The following is an 18,088-nucleotide window of genomic DNA, read 5'->3' as shown; positions in this document are numbered from 1 at the left end:
TCAACCCATTTTGAAAGGAAATTGTGATTTGGGCCGCCATGAAGCTTTTTCTTCAAATATGCTCATGAGTAACTCCAGGTTAGAATGGTCAGTTTCATCTGAATAAATAATAAGTTCATCAGGGGCATGTGCAAGCGCTGGCGTAACAGACCACTCAATAGGCAAATCAGCAATACATTCATCAGGATACTGCTTCATATACAATTTGGTTTCCGACTCGCTGATGGGGTTCCCCTCATCATGGTAATAGATTAAACCATCCTCGTCCAAAAGGTGGAGAAGCTGTACTCCTGTATCCTTATGGTGAACTCTATGACGCCACGAATCCAATAAAAGTTGATAAGACTCTTCTTGCTTGTATTCATCTATAATTTTACCCGTATATTTAATAAGACACTCATGTATGGATTGAAGACAGGCAGCACTGAATTCATCAAATTCTACGAACCACCGGGTCGACAGGTAGTCCTGGATAAATGCCCGGAGATAATAATGGATGGGAGGAAGGTGGAGGCCATTTGGAGGCTTATCTTCAAACTCTCGTCCAATTTCTAAGATTCGCTGTATTTCCTGGCTGTCATCATAGTAAAATCTGTGTTTGAGAATTCCTTCCATCCAACCGAGCATTTTTCTTTTGCGAATTACTTGTAAAAAGGCACGAACAGATTCTACATAGGCGGTACCGCTTAAAGAGTCATTCATCAGTTTCACTTCATAATGGCTAGGGTATTCTTTGAAGATCCAAAGTTCTTGTTCTGAAACGATCGCATTATAAAAAATAACCGCTTCTGAACGATTAGAAAAATGTATGGAAAACACCGAAAATTCCCCCTCATCCCGACTTCAATCAGTTTCTATACTCAATATCTGGACCGCCCTAATGGGGATCGCAGATAAACCAAGGACCGGATAATCATTATCTTGGACATAAAGTTGTCTATTCCTTGTTATATTTATGTGAGAAGAGAGGGATTCATGCTAGTGTCCTTACGTATTTGTAAGAATCACCCGCGCCTGTTTTTTCCATTAACAAGAACTCCTTCGCTTAATTGGCGGATACGTTCTGTAATTCGCTTAGCTTTCACCTGTTCTACCTCACCCCTATTACTCGTCATCAACACTTTTTCTAATTCATTTAGAGTATAGTTTGAAGTGAAAAATACAGGTAACCTTTCCATCATACGATAATGTAATATACTTCCAAGCACCTCATCTCTAAACCAGGCAGACTGTGATTCAGCTCCAATATCGTCAAGCATGAGTACAGGAGTTTCCTTAAATGCTTCGATTTTTTCACTCATGGAATCGTCTTTTATGGAAGCTTTTATTTCACGGACAAACTCAGGCATATAAATGAGCATGGAGGGAATATTCTTTGCACTCAGTTCATTGGCAATTGCACCTAAAAAGTATGTTTTACCTACGCCAAATGGTCCGTGAAAATAAAGACCTTTACTTGGCAATTCGTCATTTAAGCCCTCAATATATTGGACAGTTCTCTCTACGGCACTCCCTCTTTCCGGATCTTGAAGATCCATCCTCTCTAGGGAAGCCTCCAGAATTTCCCGCGGCATATGTAAACTCCTGACAAGAGACTTTTGCTCTTCCTGTTGTTCATGTTTCCGTTGACGTCTGCACTTGTCATAAACAAGCTTAACATCCGCCCCTTCTACTTCTAGTCGGGGGACATAACCGGGGAGAATGTTGATACATTCCTCTCTCGTTGGACATTTCTCACAATTTTTTGATTGCGTGCGATATTCATATAGCTTTATCAATTGTTTCTCTATCGCTTCTTCATTTAATGACTCATGTTCCTGCATCAGTTTTTTTACTTCACCAGATTGCATGACCTCTTCTTTCATGTGGTTCATCCGCTGTTGAAACTGTTTATTATCTCGCATCCATTTTTTTAATGACTTTTGAATGGGTTCCATGGTTTTCACCACCCTTAATTTCCTTTATTCGTAAGTTTCTTAATCCGCTCTGCAATTTCGTCCGTGTTCACTGGTGAAGAAGAAGTCTGTTCTTGTTCACCCTCATTCTGTTTATTAAACCAAACAGGTATGACTTCATCTTTTTGCCCTTTCTTTTTCTGGAACTTCTGTTTTCCCCACTGCTGATATTTTTGATGCTCAGCTTTAGCAAGGTTCATCGCTTGCCTTACCGTTTTAACATTTTTACGAGCCCAGTGACTTGCTATTTTTTCCAAATACGCTTTTGATAATTTCATATCTGTTTTCAGAAGAACATAGTGGACAAGAACGTTCATGACGCCTGGGGCTATACCTTGTTCTGTCATCACATCACGAATCATTTTCAAATCTTGTTCTGAGGCACGATTCCCGCTTGATACGTCCTCTAAAAGTTCACGCGGAGATATTTCCTCTAACATTTGGATAAATTGGTCCTCTTTACTACCTGCATCTGAAGAAGGTTGCACCTTTATTTTATCCCTGCTATCTATAACAGACTTCCCATCCCCATTATTGTCCTGACCTTTCATGAAATCATGACAAGCAGCTTTCAATTCCTCTTCAACTAAATAATGGTTCTCATCAATCGCCCATGTAACAGCTTTCTCAAGCTCAATATTCGTCAAGTCATATAATGTGGCCAACTGAACAATCAACTTCTTGTTCCGCCCATTCAGTATTTGTTCAGGAGGGTACATCCGTTTTTTCAGGGCATGATATAACCACTCGAAATCGACCCGCTCTGCAGAAGTAATGGGTCCTCGTGATTCGCTTTGTTTCTTTTGTTTGGCCAGGAATTCCGTTTCTCTTTGAACAGATTCCACCATTTTGTTATGAAAGACCTCATCGAAAGTTGCCGTAACCTCTGTAAACTCTTCAAGAGGCAGTTCAGACTTTAACAACCGTGCTTTTAAGCGCTCGTATTTCTCCGCACCAAGTTCATGGCTCAAGAGCAATGACAGCATATCGTCGAGAAAAAAGTCCTCTGGAGAAAATGGAGGATAAACTGAATAAAGGTATTCGGATTGCTGATCCTCATTGGTAGAACGAAATGTTCTTAAAAGGCCGATTGCTTCTAGTTTTGCTCTTGCTTCATATATCTTGTCCAAAGGAGCAGACAAATAAGACATCAACGTATGATGAGTTTGTATTTGATCTTCTCCCATCATGTCAGATTCCGATATTAGGACATAGTAGAGAGAAATGGCTAGTCTTCCGACAATCGGCTGATAAAGATGGGATAAAGAACGATGAAAACTTCGAGGCAATTCTCCACGTCGTAGAATTCTGAAGCCATCCACAGGTAGAAGTTTACCGATAGAGTTATTCATCGTCTACACCTCCTCTTTCCTAAAAAATTTTAAAAATGAGCTATGAAAAAGAAAATGAGCCGGTCCAGGCTCATTTATCATCTTCATGTTTAATTAATTCTTTCAATTCATCAATGAAAACATTGATGTCCTTGAACTGCCTATAAACGGAAGCGAAACGTACATAAGCGACTTCGTCAATATCAGATAAACGCTCCATGACCATTTCTCCAATATCTTCACTCATCACTTCGGACACTCCGCGATTTCTCAACTCTTTTTCAATATCCATCGTCACACGTTCTAACTCTTCAACCGCAACCGGACGTTTTTCACATGCTCTGATCAACCCGCGCATTAACTTTTCACGACTGAACTCTTCTCTTGTTCCTTCCTTCTTCACAACGATCAAAGGAACTTCTTCAATCCGTTCAAAGGTGGTGAATCGGAACTGGCATTGTTCACACTCACGGCGTCTTCTAATTGTTTGTCCTTCTTCAATCGGTCTGGAATCAAGAACTTTCGTACTTTTATAGTGGCAATTCGGACACTTCACGTTAGATCAACTCCACATCGTCTTCGTTTCGACCTCTCATTAGGACGGATCGGTAGTAGTGAACTGGCTGTCCAGTTTTTCATAAAAGTGTGCAATCAAATTCCGACTGTAACCCAAATCCACAGGTCCGCCTGAATCTGTCGTGACTGAAAAATCGACGGCTGTCCGAAATGGACGTACCATAATTATTGTCACCACCACGAATGCGCGTCGCTTTCCTTTGTATTTAACCGTTAGCTCTCCACGCTCTTTAGAACTAGCGATGATTTCAGAAGGTGCAGAAAAAAGTTCTTCCACTGCGCGGAAAAGATCATCGTGCTTTGCTTTATAATAGTGTGTAACAAGTGCTGAATCCTTATGCTGTTCACTCGTTTCGGAATGATTACTGAAATACCTGGAAATAAATGCTTTCACTTACCTAACCCCTTCAATTCCATTCGACATAATCTCCCTATATTTTAACACGACTTATAAAAATAAGAAACGATATATAGAAAAGAAGCGGATTGCCGATTGCCTAGGACGCCAGGCGCTGCAGCTAATATTTCCAACAAGAACCCCCAACTTTTTTATTCTTCCCTGATTCACAAAGAAAGCCACGCAGGAAAGACCTGCATGGCTCGATGATCCATTATAAAGCACGAGACTCCTGTACTCCTACAGGGCCCATACCTCTTGGTACTTCTACCGTTTCATTTTTCCCTGCTTCCAGAGCATCTACAATATACTGAGCAGCAACATTAGGATCAATACGATCTCCACATGTGTACACATCTATACTGGCATATCCATGTTCAGGAAAACTGTGGATCGTCAAATGTGATTCAGAAATAATTACAACTCCACTTACTCCATGGGGAGCAAATTTATGAAAAGCAACTTCCCTTACTTCGGCACCCGCTCTAAGGGCAGCATCTACAAAGACTTGTTCTATATACGTCATATCGTTCAATTTTTCTTCATTACAATTCCATAATTCTGCAAGTACATGTCTTCCCATTGTATCCATATCTAGGATCCCCCTTTGTACATTCACTTCTTCTCTTCTGAAATAACAGCCATGAACTACCACGGGGGAAAGTTAGTCCTGAGAGGTCCTAACCCTTTGAGTAGACATGAATATATGTGAAATTCAGAAGTTCAAAAGAAAGTATATATGGTTTATCCCCAATTTGCAAGATATATTTTCCCCCGCAATTAGAGAGATTATTTAATATTCCATCCTAGTATGAAATACAATGGATGCCTTTATATCAGGAGACCCGGGCTGTCTTTTGCTGTTTCATCAAATCCCCTACATACTTCGCTAAATCCACTACACGACAAGAATATCCCCACTCGTTATCGTACCAGGCAAGTACTTTCACTTTACGGTCATCAATTACTTGAGTTGATAAACCATCTATGATGGCGGATGATGAAGAAGTTGTGTAGTCAATGGAAACCAGAGGTTCATCGCTGTATTCTAGTATCCCTTTCATTTTTCCCTGTGCCATCAATGAAAATACTTCGTTCACTTCTTCAGCTGTAACTTCTTTTTTTAAATCGACAACCAGGTCGACGAGAGAAACATTAGGCGTCGGAACCCTCAATGCCATTCCGTTCAGTTTTCCTTTCAGTGTAGGAATCACTTCTCCAAGTGCCTTTGCCGCTCCAGTTGAAGTCGGAATAATGGACTGGGTACATCCACGTGCTCTGCGCAAATCTTTATGAGGGTTATCTAGGTTCTTCTGATCATTAGTAAATGAGTGAACCGTTGTCATCAAGCCATTTTCAATCCCGAATTCGTCTTCTAATACTTTGACGACAGGAGCCAAGCAGTTTGTAGTACAGGAAGCATTCGAAATTACATCATGGCTTCCTGGAGAGTATGTTTCTTCATTGACACCCATCACAATGGTTTTATCCACTTCTTTACCGGGAGCTGTTATAATGACTTTTTTCGCTCCTGCTTCGATATGGAGGCCCGCATCTTCCTTAGTTTTGAATTTCCCCGTCGCTTCTATGACTATGTCTACATCCAACTCATTCCACGGAAGTTCTAAAGGGTTACGCGTTGAACAAAGTTTGACTTTCTTACCATTTACGGTTAAATCGTTTCCAACTACCTTGATCTCCCCGTCGAAACGACCGTGGACACTATCATATTTCAACATATGTGCAATCGTTTCAGCTGGATAACTCGCATTGACAGCAACCAAATCCATTGCTTCATCAATAACAGCCTTTCTGAAAACCATGCGACCAATCCTACCCAAACCATTAATGGCGATCTTTGTCTTCCTCATGTTCCAGCCCCCTATATATGTGATATACTTTATGACTCATTTTCAGAAATAGTATAACATATTGTAAACGATTTTACAGAAGAAATGTTAACTTCTCATAAAAAAATAACACGTCTGCCCAGACGTGTTATTATACGATATTCCAATCGTGAAGTATGTCTTTTAATTGTCGATAACTTTCTTCTATAGACCCATTATTATTAATGACCGCATCTGCCAAACCCGCTTTCTTATTGAGAGGCATTTGTGATTGAATGCGATCTTTAGCATCTTCCTCCCCTGACTGATCTCTTTCCATTAACCTTTCTAGTTGGGTGTTTTCATCAACATAGACAACCAATGTTTTTTCAACATAATCAGTCAGGTTGCTTTCATAGAGTAATGGGATATCAAGAACAACCGCAGCATATTGTTTTTGTTTATAGTATTCTCGGCGATTAATCATCTCTTGTCTTACCCTCGGGTGCACGATGCTGTTCAATTGGTTTCTTTGTTCTTCATCAGCAAAAATGATTTGGCCTAATTTCTTTCTGTCTATTCTTCCGTCTTCCTGCAATATAGTTTCACCGAAATGGTGGACGATTTCTTCGTAGGCCGCTTGCCCTGGCTCTACAACATCCTTTGAGATTTGGTCTGCGTCAATGACGGGAATCTCCATTTCCCTGAACATTTTGGCAACTGTACTTTTTCCACTTGCTATACTTCCTGTGAGTCCAATGACTAAGGTCATCCTTACTCCCCCCTTTATGATAACTTAATTAAACCAATGATGATCAATAAAACTCCAGGTAATATGGATAGGCTCTCGGCCTTATCACTTAGTTTCTTACCACTAAGGATTCCACAGGCAAGCATGATGAAAGTCGAAGCTGCAATCATGACCGCCGTAAAAAACGTGGGAATTCCAATCAATGCTCCACTGATTCCCGCCCCAATCGTATCAAGAGATAGAGCTGCTCCTAACAACCACACTTCTTTCCCTTGTATTCCTCCTGACCGATCCACATCGGCGGCAACTGGATCATTCAACACCTTCGTCGGATTCAGCCAAGGCTCTCGCTCTGATACTTTTTCTTTTTTAAAAAATTGCCATAAAAAATATATCCCTATTCCTATTAGCGCAAGCGCTCCCACTCGTTCCGCAGCATCAGCTGCCACAAATTGGACGAGTAAGTGACCGAAAAAGGAGGAAAGAAGAAACATAATGCCAGACAAACCGGCAATCAAGAGTACTCCTTTCATGGTTAGGCCAACTTTTTTCAATCCTAAAACACAGCCGATTCCAAAACTATCGATGCTTACTGCGGTAACAAATAAGAAAATAAACATACCAATCCCCATACATTTCCACACCTTTATGTCTTAAGCTGTGGGATAGTATATGGGGATTTACCCAGGAGTGTGTAACGGTTGGCATAACGGGCATATATGGGTCCCTCGACCACCGACCTTCGATTTGGTGATCAGGGAGCCGCATTGTATACACTCGCTGTCTTGTTTACCGTATACCCGGAGTTTTTGCTGGAACATCCCGATTTCTCCTTGGCTATTCAAGTAGGAGCGTATCGTTGTGCCACCTTGTTCAATAGCTTCCAAGATAACGGCGATACTTGCTTCCCGAACCTTTTCCACTTCTGCTTTTGTAAGTGTGTTGGCGATACGCTCAGGGTGAATACCTGCTCTGAATAAAGCCTCATCCACATAAATATTACCAAGACCAGCCACTATAGACTGATCCAGTAACACGGATTTCATGTTCCTTGATGTTTTTGAAAGCTTTTTGTAAAAATAATCCAAAGTGAATGCCTCATCAAAAGGGTCAGGGCCCAATTGATTTAAAGGCTTATTTTTCATTTCCGTGCCTTTAGGAAAAACATGCATGGTTCCGAATTTACGGACATCGTTATAACGGAGCTCCGTTGCATCAGTGAAGTGAAAAACGACATGGGTATGTTTCGGTGTTTCTATGGACTTATCATAAACTCCAAACTTACCCTCCATACGCAAGTGAGAGACTAGAGTTATGTCATTCAAGTGAAAAATAAGGAATTTCCCTTTACGGCTGATATCTTCAATTGTTTGACCAATCAGCATCTGGCCGAACCCCTGGGGATCTTGAGGTCGCTTAATAATATTCCCCCAGTAAACCGAGACTCTCTCAATTTCTTTTCCTACGGTAAGATGTTTAAGTGTTTTCCTAACGGTTTCAACTTCAGGTAATTCTGGCATGTGATCATTCTCCTCTTACTTTGCATCGTACCATGTATCTCCGTAGGAGGAGTCCACTTTAAGCGGAACGTCCAATTCAACGGTATTTTCCATGACGGATGCGACGATTTCTTCAAGTGTACGAATCTCTTCCTTTGGTGCTTCTATTATCAGTTCATCGTGCACTTGTAGTAAAACCCTTGCTTGTAAATTTTCTTGTTGCAGGCGATCTTCTAAATCAATCATTGCTTTTTTGATTATATCTGCTGCACTTCCCTGAATAGGTGTATTCATCGCCGTTCTTTCAGCAAAGCTGCGCTTATTAAAGTTGCGACTCTTGATATCCGGAAGGTATCGTCTGCGGTTCATAAAAGTTTTTACATATCCTGTATCTTTGGCTTCCCGCACGGTTTCATCCATATAAGCTTTCACGCCAGGATAGCTTTCAAAATACTTATCAATAAACGCCTGCGCTTCTTTTCTTGTTATACCAAGGCTTTGGGATAGCCCATAATCACTTATTCCATAAACGATTCCGAAGTTAACAGCTTTCGCTTGTCTCCGCATCTCACTTGTTACTTCATCTCTGGTGACACCAAATACTTCACTCGCCGTTTGAGTATGGATATCCTCGCCATCTTTGAATGCTTGCATAAGCTTTTCGTCCTGTGCGATATGTGCAAGTACACGTAGTTCAATCTGAGAATAGTCACTGGCAAACATGATCCACCCCTCTGTAGACGGAACGAATGCCTGCCTGATTTTCCGCCCTTCCTCCAAACGGATCGGGATATTTTGCAAGTTAGGATCCGTAGAGCTTAATCGCCCTGTTTGTGTCAATGCCTGATTGAAACGAGTATGAATTTTACCTGTCTCATCGTGGACTACTTTCAATAGACCTTCAATATAAGTGGATTTCAATTTCCTCAGCTGTCGATTCAAAAGGATTTTCGGGATGATTTCATGTTGATCCTTAAGTTGTTCCAATATATCAGCAGAAGTTGAATAGCCTGTCTTCGTTTTTTTGATTACAGGTAGTTCTAATTTTTCAAATAAGATAGGACCAAGCTGTTTAGGAGAGTTCAAATTGAACTTTTCTCCGGCTAATTCATAAATCTCCTGCTCTACTTTGTTCAGACGTTCTTCTAATTCTTCTCCCATCCCTTGAAGGCGCTCTACATCTACCCGGACGCCCCTGTGTTCCATACGTGCCAGAATGAGAGCTAATGGCATTTCAAGTTCCTTGTACAAATTATATTGTTCATTCTCTCTTAATTGTTTTTCCATTTCTTCCTTCATGTTGTATAAAGCAGCCGCTTTTCTGCCAATATGAGCATGAAAATCAACATCTTCTTCTGGGCGTTTCATTTTGGCACCCTTGCCATACACTTCTTCATCATATTTCACCGCTGTCTCTCCCATACGATGGCCGATAGCTGGAATGTCATGATTATTTTCAGAGGGATTTAGCAAATAGGAAGCAAGCAACAGATCGAAAGAAATTCCTTTCACATCCATTCCATATCGCATAAGTGCTACTGAGGTGCGTTTCGCATCAAAAACCCACTTCTCCTTCTTCTCATCCTCCACCCATGCCTTGAACACTTTCGACTCTTTGGCATTATCCATGGACAGAACAAATTTCTTATTACTATTTACGATCGCTATTCCTTCTATCGGAGCAGTGTGATAATTTTCATAAAGCATCTCGATTACAACAGCCTCTTTTCCAGTGAACATATCGGCTGTCACCTCATCGACTACTTCTACTTCAATCTCTGGCAACACTTCTTCCGTTTCGGTTCCTTCGCCTCCATCCTGGACACGGGAAAGAAGAGATTGGAATCCAAGCTCTTTAAAAAACTGACTGACCTTTTGCGTTTGATACCCTTGATAAGAAATGTCCTTTACATCGATTTCAATAGGGGCTTCTCGTTCAATAGTTACGAGCTGTTTACTCATACGAGCATCTTCTTCATTTATTTCAAGCTTCTCTTTTAATTTCTTTCCACTAACTTCTCCAAGATTCTCATACAGGTTGTCCAATGTATCAAACTGCTTCAGTAATTTGACAGCTGTTTTCTCCCCTACCCCCGGTACTCCAGGGATGTTGTCGGAGCTATCACCCATCAATGCTTTCAAGTCAATAATTTGATCGGGGCGAACTTCCATTTTTTCCAATAAGAAATCAGGAGTATATGTATCGACATTCGTGATTCCTTTTTTCGTCAAGCTGACCGTCACCTGGTCATTGACTAACTGTAGAAGATCTTTATCCCCAGAAATCACCTTGACATCCAATCCCTTTTGCCCTGCTTGTGTCGCTAATGTCCCGATTATATCGTCAGCCTCATAATTCTCTAATTGATAATAGTTAACTTCAAATGCATCTAATAACTCTTTAAGAACAGGAAATTGCTCTGACAGTTCCGAAGGTGTCTTTTGACGACCACCTTTATAATCCTCATAGGTTTTATGGCGAAACGTTGTTTTACCCGCATCAAAAGCGACTAAAAGATGATCTGGTCGATCTTCTTCTAAAATTTTCAACAACATCGTAGTAAAACCGTAAACCGCGTTTGTGTAAACACCTTTATCATTGTTCAATAACGGTAATGCAAAAAACGCCCGGTATGCAATACTATTCCCATCAATCAATACTACCTTTTCAGCCATAGGCTCACTCCTCTTATGAAATAGCGATCTGAAAAATATGAATCGCTGTAAAATCTAACTAGTATCGGATCCAATACGATATACAAAACGCCTTTTTCATCATTCTACCATGATTGCAGTAGAGAGGAAAAAGGCGCGCATTCTCTATTATTCGAAATAACCTAATAACAATTCAGCATATGGTGAATCCTGTGGCAAAATGATGGTGGTTTCCCCATCGATCGTTTCCTTATAAGATTCAAGTGTTCGATAAAGCTGGTAGAACTCTGGATCTTGAGAAAATGCATCATTATAAATCTTTGCAGCTTCTTGCTCCCCTTCCGAACGAATTTTCTCAGCATCCGCTCGTGCTGTTGATAACATTTCCTGAACTTCCCTGTCGACCTGTGCTCTGATTCTGCTTTTATCTGCTTCCCCTTCTGACAAATACTGTTGGGCTATCTTTTCGCGATCTGTAATCATTTGATTGAAGACTGCTTCTTCATTGGCTTCAGGTAAATCAGATCGCTTAATTCGCACATCGTCCACTACGACACCATAGTTATCTCTTTCTAAGTATTGGTTAACTTTAGTGGTAATCTCTTCATTCAATACACCCCTGGAACTTTCCTCCTCATTTATGATTTCGGAAAAGTTCATTTTCCCTAATTCAGAGCGAACGATAGAAAAAATAAACTCTCCCATTCTGGCTTCTGCATTGATCTCCGTTCTTGCATTAGAAATCATTTTTTCGGGATCAGATATACTCCAAATCGCATAATTATCTATGATCATACGTTTCTTATCAAGTGTAGTAATTTCTTTTTCATCCACATCGTATACCATTTTCTTCTTAGACAAAGTGGAAACCTCCTGGATTAACGGCACCTTGAACTTTAATCCTGGATTTTCGTGTATCCGTACAACATCACCAAATTGACGGACAACTTTGTATTCCCCCTCCTTCGCAATGACCATAGAGCTTAATGCTAGTAAAACAATACTGATAGAAATGACCAGGACCACCCCGGCTTTTATATACTTTTTTAAATCTTTTTGCTGCTTTTCATTTTCTTTGTGTATGCTATCATTCATGATTCTTCACTCTCCTCACCGTCATTCTCCGATGGAGGAACAACATTTTGTTGGATATTTCCCTGGTTGAGAGGTAAGTATTTCATCGTATTTCCATCATCATTCATAATGTAGACATTTGCTTGAGGAAGTACTTGCTCTAAGGTCTCCATAACTAAACGCTCACGGGTGATTGCTTCATTACCCTGATACTCTTCTAACAGTGCGGTAAAACTGGATACAGCCCCCGTTGCATTTTGGACTCTTTCGACTTTGGCTCCTTCTGCACGCTGCATGATTGCATCTTTCTCTCCAAGTGCTTCTTCACGCTTCTGGTTAGCATATTTTTCTGCTTCATTAACCTTACTTTGTTTTTGTTCACGAGCATCCGTAACCTTTGTGAATGCTTGCCGAACTTCTTGATTAGGAAGATCTACCTCTTGGAGTCGAACATCTATAATCGATAGGCCGATTTCATAACTGTCAATTAACTGAACCAAATTCTCCCTTACCTCATTTTCGATTTCTGCTTTTCCTGAAGTTAAAGCTTCGTCAATTTCACTACTACCAATCACGCCTCTCAAAGAGGAAGAAGTAGCATTGAAAAGAACTTGCTCTGGATCTTCAGAAGCGAACAAGTAGGCTGCTGGTTCGGTGATTTTCCACTGGACTACAAGATCTGCTTGAAGAATCATATCGTCCCCTGTAATCATGGTTACTTTATCTGTTTCGTCTCCATTATCATTAAAACCAAAATCCAGGCTGAATGTTTCTTTGGACATTTTTTCCACTTCCTGGACCGGCCAAGGCATCTTGAAGTGCAGACCTGGATCAGTGATACCCTCTTCCGCTTTTCCGAACGTTAAGACAACCGCCTGTTCGGACTCATCGACGGTGTACCATGTGGTAATCAATGCCACGATCAACAGAGCACCCACAACCACAAGCCCAATCCATTTGTATAATTGGCTAAGACTCATATCGACTTCCCCTTTATCTTTTGAATACTATTATTACGTTCATGTTACAAAAAAGTTTCAATATTCCACAGCTGATTTAAAGATTCCTTTAAGAGACTTTGTAGATAGTGAATTCGATAAAAATGAGATGATCAGAAAGGGGAATCTGTCTTGTTATATAATTTCCTTTAACAAAAACTTGGGGAATTTTTAAAGGTCAAAAAGGACAAAAAAACGATTGGAGGAAGTACCCCTTCTGCAAGAACTAATGCTTATAACCTGAGGATGGGATGGGGTGAGCAATATAAGATACTGTATTTCCTAATAAAAAAAGGCAGAAGCGAGGGAAGCTTCTGCCTAAAAGAGAAAACACCTTGGATGAAAGGGTTTCAACGATATTTTATCTAAGAACTGTTATATTGATTTTAAAGATATATTAATTTTCTGTAAACTTCTTGGGGATTTCAACATGGAAGCTCGTTCCCTTATCTATAACACTCTCGACTCTAACCGTACCATGATGAGCTTCTACTATGTGTTTGACGATAGCTAAGCCTAAACCTGTCCCCCCAGAATTCCTACTTCTAGCCTTATCTACTCGATAGAAACGCTCAAAAATCCGGGGCACTTCTTCCTCAGGAATACCCACTCCATTATCCGTAATACTGACTGTTACATAATCTTTAGACTCCTGGAAATGTATCCCCACTTTCCCGTTTTCTTCCGAGTAATTAATCGCATTTGTAAGAAGGTTCATAAACACTTGTTTTAAGCGGCTGGAGTCTCCCTGAATTATTGTCACACCTTCGATAAACGCTGACAATTGGACCTGTTTTTTATCAGCGTGTTGTTTAACGATCGGCAATAAATCATTTAAAAGTCGCTGGACATCTATTTCTTCTACATTCATGTTGAAGTCTTCCCTCTCTACCTTAGAAAGTTCCAGAAGATCCTGAATTAAAGATTGTAAACGCCCACTTTCTCTTAAAATGATATGTAAAAATTGTTCAAGCATTTTTTCATCTTTCATCGCACCATCCAATAGAGTTTCAGAAAAGCCTCGAATCGAAGTGATTGGAGTCTTCAACTCGTGCGAAACGTTTGCTACAAAATCCTTCCTCATCTGCTCCAAGTGCTTGAGCTCAGTAATGTCGTGAAAAACGAGAACGACTCCTTTCCATCTCTTCTCTTCACTGAAAATAGGCGCTCCTGTAACTTCTAAATGCTTCTGATTAATGTTCACCGGCAATACGAAATTTTCACTTACTGTTTCTTCAAACATATAAATCTTTTGGACGGTTTCATGGATAGCCGTATATGGAATGACGTCATGATACAGATAGCCGATATAGTCTTTTTGTTGACCACCGAACGTTTCAAAAAAAGCCCGATTCAATAACACGATATACCCTCTCTCATCAATTAGAACAAGTCCGTTTCCCATATTGTTGATGACAGCTTCTAGTTGATTCTCTTGCATACCTTTTGAACTAGTCATCTCTTGTAAATTCCGAGCCAGAATGTTAATCGATTGACTCAGTTGACCGGCTTCTCCAAAATGCCCTTCATACGTCCTGGCTTTATAATTCCCTCGTGCCAATTCCGTTGCCACATTTGTTGCTGAGCGAATCGGACGGATATATTTTGAAAAAATATTATATCCGATAACAAAGATGATAATAAGTCCGAGTAAGAGTGTAAACCCGATCAGCAGCCAAATATTTTTAGTGATATTAGTCAAAGCATTTACAGGAGAAATTAAAATAAGGCTCCCATCAATATCGATAACTTCTTCATTAACTGAATAATAAAAGATGTTATCGATCATTTGCCCTTCTCCATATGATTCTGGGCCGTTAGTAACTCTGGAAATCACTTCCTGCACTTCTTTCTCATCAATGACCGGAATAGCTTCAACTGTATCTATGACTCTCTCACCGGAAGCAGATATAAATACCATTCCCGTATTAAGCTGTTCACTAAAGTTGTATAGTTCTTCCTTGCTAATATCCCTATCTTCTTTGAATCTTTCCAAAAAGGTTACAAAATACTGGCTTTCCAACTCTATGCGCTGCTCAAAAATATTGATAAAGTAACCGCGAGTCAGTTGAGCAAGAATGATCCCAAGTCCTAACATGACGATGACTATTAGGACAGTGTACGTCATCAACGGTTTAGTATTGGAGGACATTTACTTTGGTTCCTCCATTTTATATCCAAGCCCGCGGATCGTTTTAATGTAAACAGGCTTCTTCGTTTCTGGTTCTATTTTTTCACGCAAATGACTAACATGAACGTCAACTATACGAGTATCCCCCGCAAAGTCATAGTTCCAAACAGCGCTTAACAACTGATCCCTCGATAATACACGGCCTAAATTTTGGGCCAAATATAACAGTAGCTCAAACTCTTTTGGTGTGAAGGTTAGCGGTTCCCCTTTAATTGTAGCTTCATACTGCTCAGGATAAATCGAAAGGTCAGCGACTTGAATGAAATTTTTCTCCCCTCCGACAGGCTCACGAACCAATCGTCTTAAAATTGCTTTAATTCTTGCCACCACTTCTCGCGGACTGAACGGCTTCGTCAAGTAATCATCAGCGCCCAATTCCAGCCCCAATACTTTATCAAATTCATCATCCTTAGCTGTAAGCATTAAAATTGGTGTGTTTATCTGCAACTGTCTCAACTTCTTACACACTTCCATCCCATCCATTCCGGGGAGCATGACATCTAATACGATCAAGTCAAACGATGTGTTAGAGGCTTTTTCTAGAGCATCCGTACCATTGTAGGCGACATCTGTTTCATACCCTGCCTGGTCTATATTATATTTGAGTAATGTTACAATTGATTCTTCGTCATCAACAATCAAAATTTTCTGTTCCATTGTCATCACCTCTACCTACTAGTTAGGTTCATCATACAATGAAGATAACATTTTGAATACGAATCTTTATAATCTTTACTTAATCTTAATATAAACCCCACACCAAACTTTCATCCTTTTCTTCCCCTTGTTCAACAATCTGGCAGTATTCCGGAAGACTCGGTTTCGAGACTTTTATTGCGAATAAGGGTCGGTGGGGGATAAGTCGCTTTCCGCGGGGAAGACGGCAAGCCTCCTCGGTCACTTCATGACCTGCGGGGTCTCGCCAGTCTATCCTTTCCCGCAGGAGTCTCCTCATCCCTCACCTCCCCTTGCCGTAAGAGTTACTCGAAATCGCCTAACAATAACCCTGCCATAAGTAGAGGGAGAATAGCACTTCAAGCTTGTGATTACCGCATTTTCAATTACATCATGCTGCTTCCTTTACTTGAAGATGGTTTCGAGATACTTATCATGGAAAGGGGCGGAGGGAAACGGTGAGACTCCGTGGGATCTGCGGGACAGGTGAGACCCCGCAGAGCTTTAGCTCGATGAGGCTCACCGCCCGCCCCACGGAAAGCGAACCTTTTCCCGTAGACCCTAATACTCCCCCTAAAGTCTCGAAACTGAGTCTTCAAGAATAGGGAGCTTTATTGAAGTAAAAAAAGACCTATGTTATAGGCCTTTAGTAAAAATTCTCTAATGATCGGGCATTCATGGAATCAGGTTCGTATGGGGGTTGGACAACAAGTGAACCTTTTACCACAACATCCCCTTCTTCATCATAACCATGAACATCGAGATGTACATGATGATTTTCTTTATCTACTTCTCTAACCTTTAAGTCAAATTTTACTTCAGCATAATGAAACACTGGTTTTGGATAATCCAAATTCTGTTGAATCACATGACTGCCGGGCCCCGGTAAGTGCATAGATACAATAGAAGTAACCATTCCAAACACCATAACTGTAGGAGTTACTGGCCTTTTGAAAGGAGTTTGAGATGCATAATCATGCTGAATGTATAAAGGGTTTGCATCATCTGTCAATCCCAAATACATCAACAGATCACGATCTTCTACTGTGAACGATGTAGAAAACTCTTCCCCCACTTTTACATCACTGATTTTCTTCCCTAGTTTTCTCTTCTTTCCTAACATATGTTCACTCCTTGTAAACGTTTTCCCGGAAGGTAAAAAAAAGGATTCGAGGGTGTTCCCCGAATCCCTTCTTTTTATTTTAGAACATTTAACACATTTTTAACAGAATCAGCCGATTGATCGAGCTGTTGTTTTTCTTCTTCCGTCAGTTCAAGCTCAATCACTTCTTCTATACCATTACCACCAAGAATTGTAGGCACACCAAGATAAATACCGTCATAGCCATATTCCCCTTCAAGGTAAGCGATAGCTGGTAGAATACGACGCTGGTCTTTCAGAATTGCTTCTGCCATTTGCACAAGAGAAGCGGCTGGTGCGTAGTATGCACTTCCATTCCCAAGAAGACCAACAATTTCTCCGCCACCTTTACGGGTACGCTCTACAATCGCATCTAATCGCTCTTTGGAAATCAATTTTTCAAGAGGAATTCCACCAGCGAATGAATAGCGAATCATTGGAACCATATCATCTCCATGTCCACCAAGAACAAAGCCAGTAATATCCTTGATGGAAACATTCAACTCTTCCGCAACGAAAGTGCGGAAGCGGGCGGTATCCAGGACACCGGATTGTCCGATGACACGGTTTTTCGGTAATCCAGCTTCTTGGAATACTGAATATGTCATGGCGTCAACAGGGTTTGTTAAAACAACTATAAAACAATCCGGAGAGTTTTTAACGATTTCTTTCGTTACACTCTTCATAATTTTAGAGTTGGTATTGACGAGATCATCACGACTCATACCAGGTTTACGTGCTATACCTGCAGTGATGATGACTAAGTCAGAGTCTTTTGTATCCGAATAATCGGAAGTACCTGTAACTTTAGCATCGAACCCTTGGACAGGGCTTGCTTCTAACATATCTAAGGCTTTACCTTTGGTTGGATCTTCCATGTCAGGAATATCGACTAAGACAACATCTCCAAGCTCTTTTTGTGCGAGCATTAGTGCAGTCGTAGCACCAGTGAAACCAGCACCAATTACTGATATTTTGTTTCTACGGATAGCCATAATGATCCCCTCTCTTTTAGA

The 18,088-nt window shown here is 40.6% G+C and carries 17 protein-coding genes; all 17 read right to left on the bottom strand.

Annotation, left to right across the window (positions count from 1 at the left end; all coding sequences use genetic code 11):
* On the bottom strand, nucleotides 1–819 hold the full coding sequence (gene ytxC / locus BMZ58_RS00490) for a sporulation protein YtxC (protein ID WP_075034609.1): 819 nt from the start codon (nucleotides 817–819) through the stop codon (nucleotides 1–3).
* 185 nt (nucleotides 820–1,004) lie between these two features.
* The gene (dnaI, locus tag BMZ58_RS00485; protein WP_075034608.1) at nucleotides 1,005–1,937 is read right to left on the bottom strand and encodes a primosomal protein DnaI; all 933 of its coding nucleotides are present in this window, start codon (nucleotides 1,935–1,937) and stop codon (nucleotides 1,005–1,007) included.
* A 14-nt stretch (nucleotides 1,938–1,951) separates the two neighbouring features.
* A complete protein-coding gene (locus tag BMZ58_RS00480) occupies nucleotides 1,952–3,307 on the bottom strand; it encodes a replication initiation and membrane attachment family protein (protein WP_075034607.1) in 1,356 nt (451 codons plus the stop codon).
* A 70-nt stretch (nucleotides 3,308–3,377) separates the two neighbouring features.
* Entirely contained in the window at nucleotides 3,378–3,842 is a 465-nt protein-coding gene (gene nrdR / locus BMZ58_RS00475; RefSeq protein ID WP_075034606.1) for a transcriptional regulator NrdR, read from the bottom strand.
* A gap of 39 nt (nucleotides 3,843–3,881) precedes the next feature.
* Entirely contained in the window at nucleotides 3,882–4,256 is a 375-nt protein-coding gene (locus BMZ58_RS00470; protein WP_075034605.1) for a cytosolic protein, read from the bottom strand.
* Nucleotides 4,257–4,473: 217 nt separating this feature from the next.
* Nucleotides 4,474–4,851, bottom strand: coding sequence for an adenosylmethionine decarboxylase (gene speD, locus BMZ58_RS00465; RefSeq protein WP_075034604.1), 378 nt, complete (start codon nucleotides 4,849–4,851; stop codon nucleotides 4,474–4,476).
* A 244-nt stretch (nucleotides 4,852–5,095) separates the two neighbouring features.
* Nucleotides 5,096–6,130, bottom strand: a complete 1,035-nt coding sequence (locus tag BMZ58_RS00460; RefSeq protein ID WP_075034603.1) for a glyceraldehyde-3-phosphate dehydrogenase — start codon at nucleotides 6,128–6,130, stop codon at nucleotides 5,096–5,098.
* A gap of 130 nt (nucleotides 6,131–6,260) precedes the next feature.
* Nucleotides 6,261–6,860 (bottom strand): dephospho-CoA kinase, encoded by a 600-nt coding sequence (gene coaE, locus BMZ58_RS00455; RefSeq protein WP_075034602.1) that lies wholly within the window; start codon nucleotides 6,858–6,860, stop codon nucleotides 6,261–6,263.
* 14 nt (nucleotides 6,861–6,874) lie between these two features.
* Nucleotides 6,875–7,471 carry a manganese efflux pump gene (locus tag BMZ58_RS00450; RefSeq protein WP_075034601.1) on the bottom strand — a complete coding sequence of 199 codons (597 nt, stop codon included), beginning with the start codon at nucleotides 7,469–7,471 and terminating at the stop codon, nucleotides 6,875–6,877.
* Nucleotides 7,472–7,519: 48 nt separating this feature from the next.
* Nucleotides 7,520–8,359: a DNA-formamidopyrimidine glycosylase gene (mutM, locus tag BMZ58_RS00445; protein ID WP_075034600.1), complete on the bottom strand. Its 840-nt coding sequence runs from the start codon at nucleotides 8,357–8,359 to the stop codon at nucleotides 7,520–7,522.
* 15 nt (nucleotides 8,360–8,374) lie between these two features.
* On the bottom strand, nucleotides 8,375–11,014 hold the full coding sequence (polA, locus tag BMZ58_RS00440; RefSeq protein WP_075034599.1) for a DNA polymerase I: 2,640 nt from the start codon (nucleotides 11,012–11,014) through the stop codon (nucleotides 8,375–8,377).
* 147 nt (nucleotides 11,015–11,161) lie between these two features.
* Nucleotides 11,162–12,088, bottom strand: coding sequence for a protease modulator HflC (gene hflC, locus BMZ58_RS00435; protein ID WP_075034598.1), 927 nt, complete (start codon nucleotides 12,086–12,088; stop codon nucleotides 11,162–11,164).
* Entirely contained in the window at nucleotides 12,085–13,047 is a 963-nt protein-coding gene (hflK, locus tag BMZ58_RS00430) for an FtsH protease activity modulator HflK (RefSeq protein ID WP_075034597.1), read from the bottom strand. The genes hflC and hflK overlap by 4 nt, the downstream gene beginning before the upstream one ends.
* 415 nt (nucleotides 13,048–13,462) lie before the next feature.
* Complete coding sequence (pnpS, locus tag BMZ58_RS00425; RefSeq protein ID WP_075034596.1) at nucleotides 13,463–15,217, bottom strand: two-component system histidine kinase PnpS; 1,755 nt, start codon at nucleotides 15,215–15,217, stop codon at nucleotides 13,463–13,465.
* A complete protein-coding gene (locus BMZ58_RS00420) occupies nucleotides 15,218–15,913 on the bottom strand; it encodes a response regulator transcription factor (protein WP_075034595.1) in 696 nt (231 codons plus the stop codon).
* A gap of 664 nt (nucleotides 15,914–16,577) precedes the next feature.
* Nucleotides 16,578–17,054, bottom strand: coding sequence for a MaoC/PaaZ C-terminal domain-containing protein (locus BMZ58_RS00410; protein ID WP_075034593.1), 477 nt, complete (start codon nucleotides 17,052–17,054; stop codon nucleotides 16,578–16,580).
* Nucleotides 17,055–17,128: 74 nt separating this feature from the next.
* Nucleotides 17,129–18,067, bottom strand: coding sequence for a malate dehydrogenase (gene mdh / locus BMZ58_RS00405; protein ID WP_075034592.1), 939 nt, complete (start codon nucleotides 18,065–18,067; stop codon nucleotides 17,129–17,131).
* Between the last annotated feature and the right edge of the window lie 21 nt (nucleotides 18,068–18,088).

It is taken from the genome of Halobacillus dabanensis, from assembly GCF_900114165.1.
In the GTDB taxonomy this organism is placed as follows: Bacteria; Bacillota; Bacilli; order Bacillales; family Halobacillaceae; genus Halobacillus; species Halobacillus dabanensis.
This window is presented reverse-complemented; position numbering and strand designations above follow the sequence as displayed.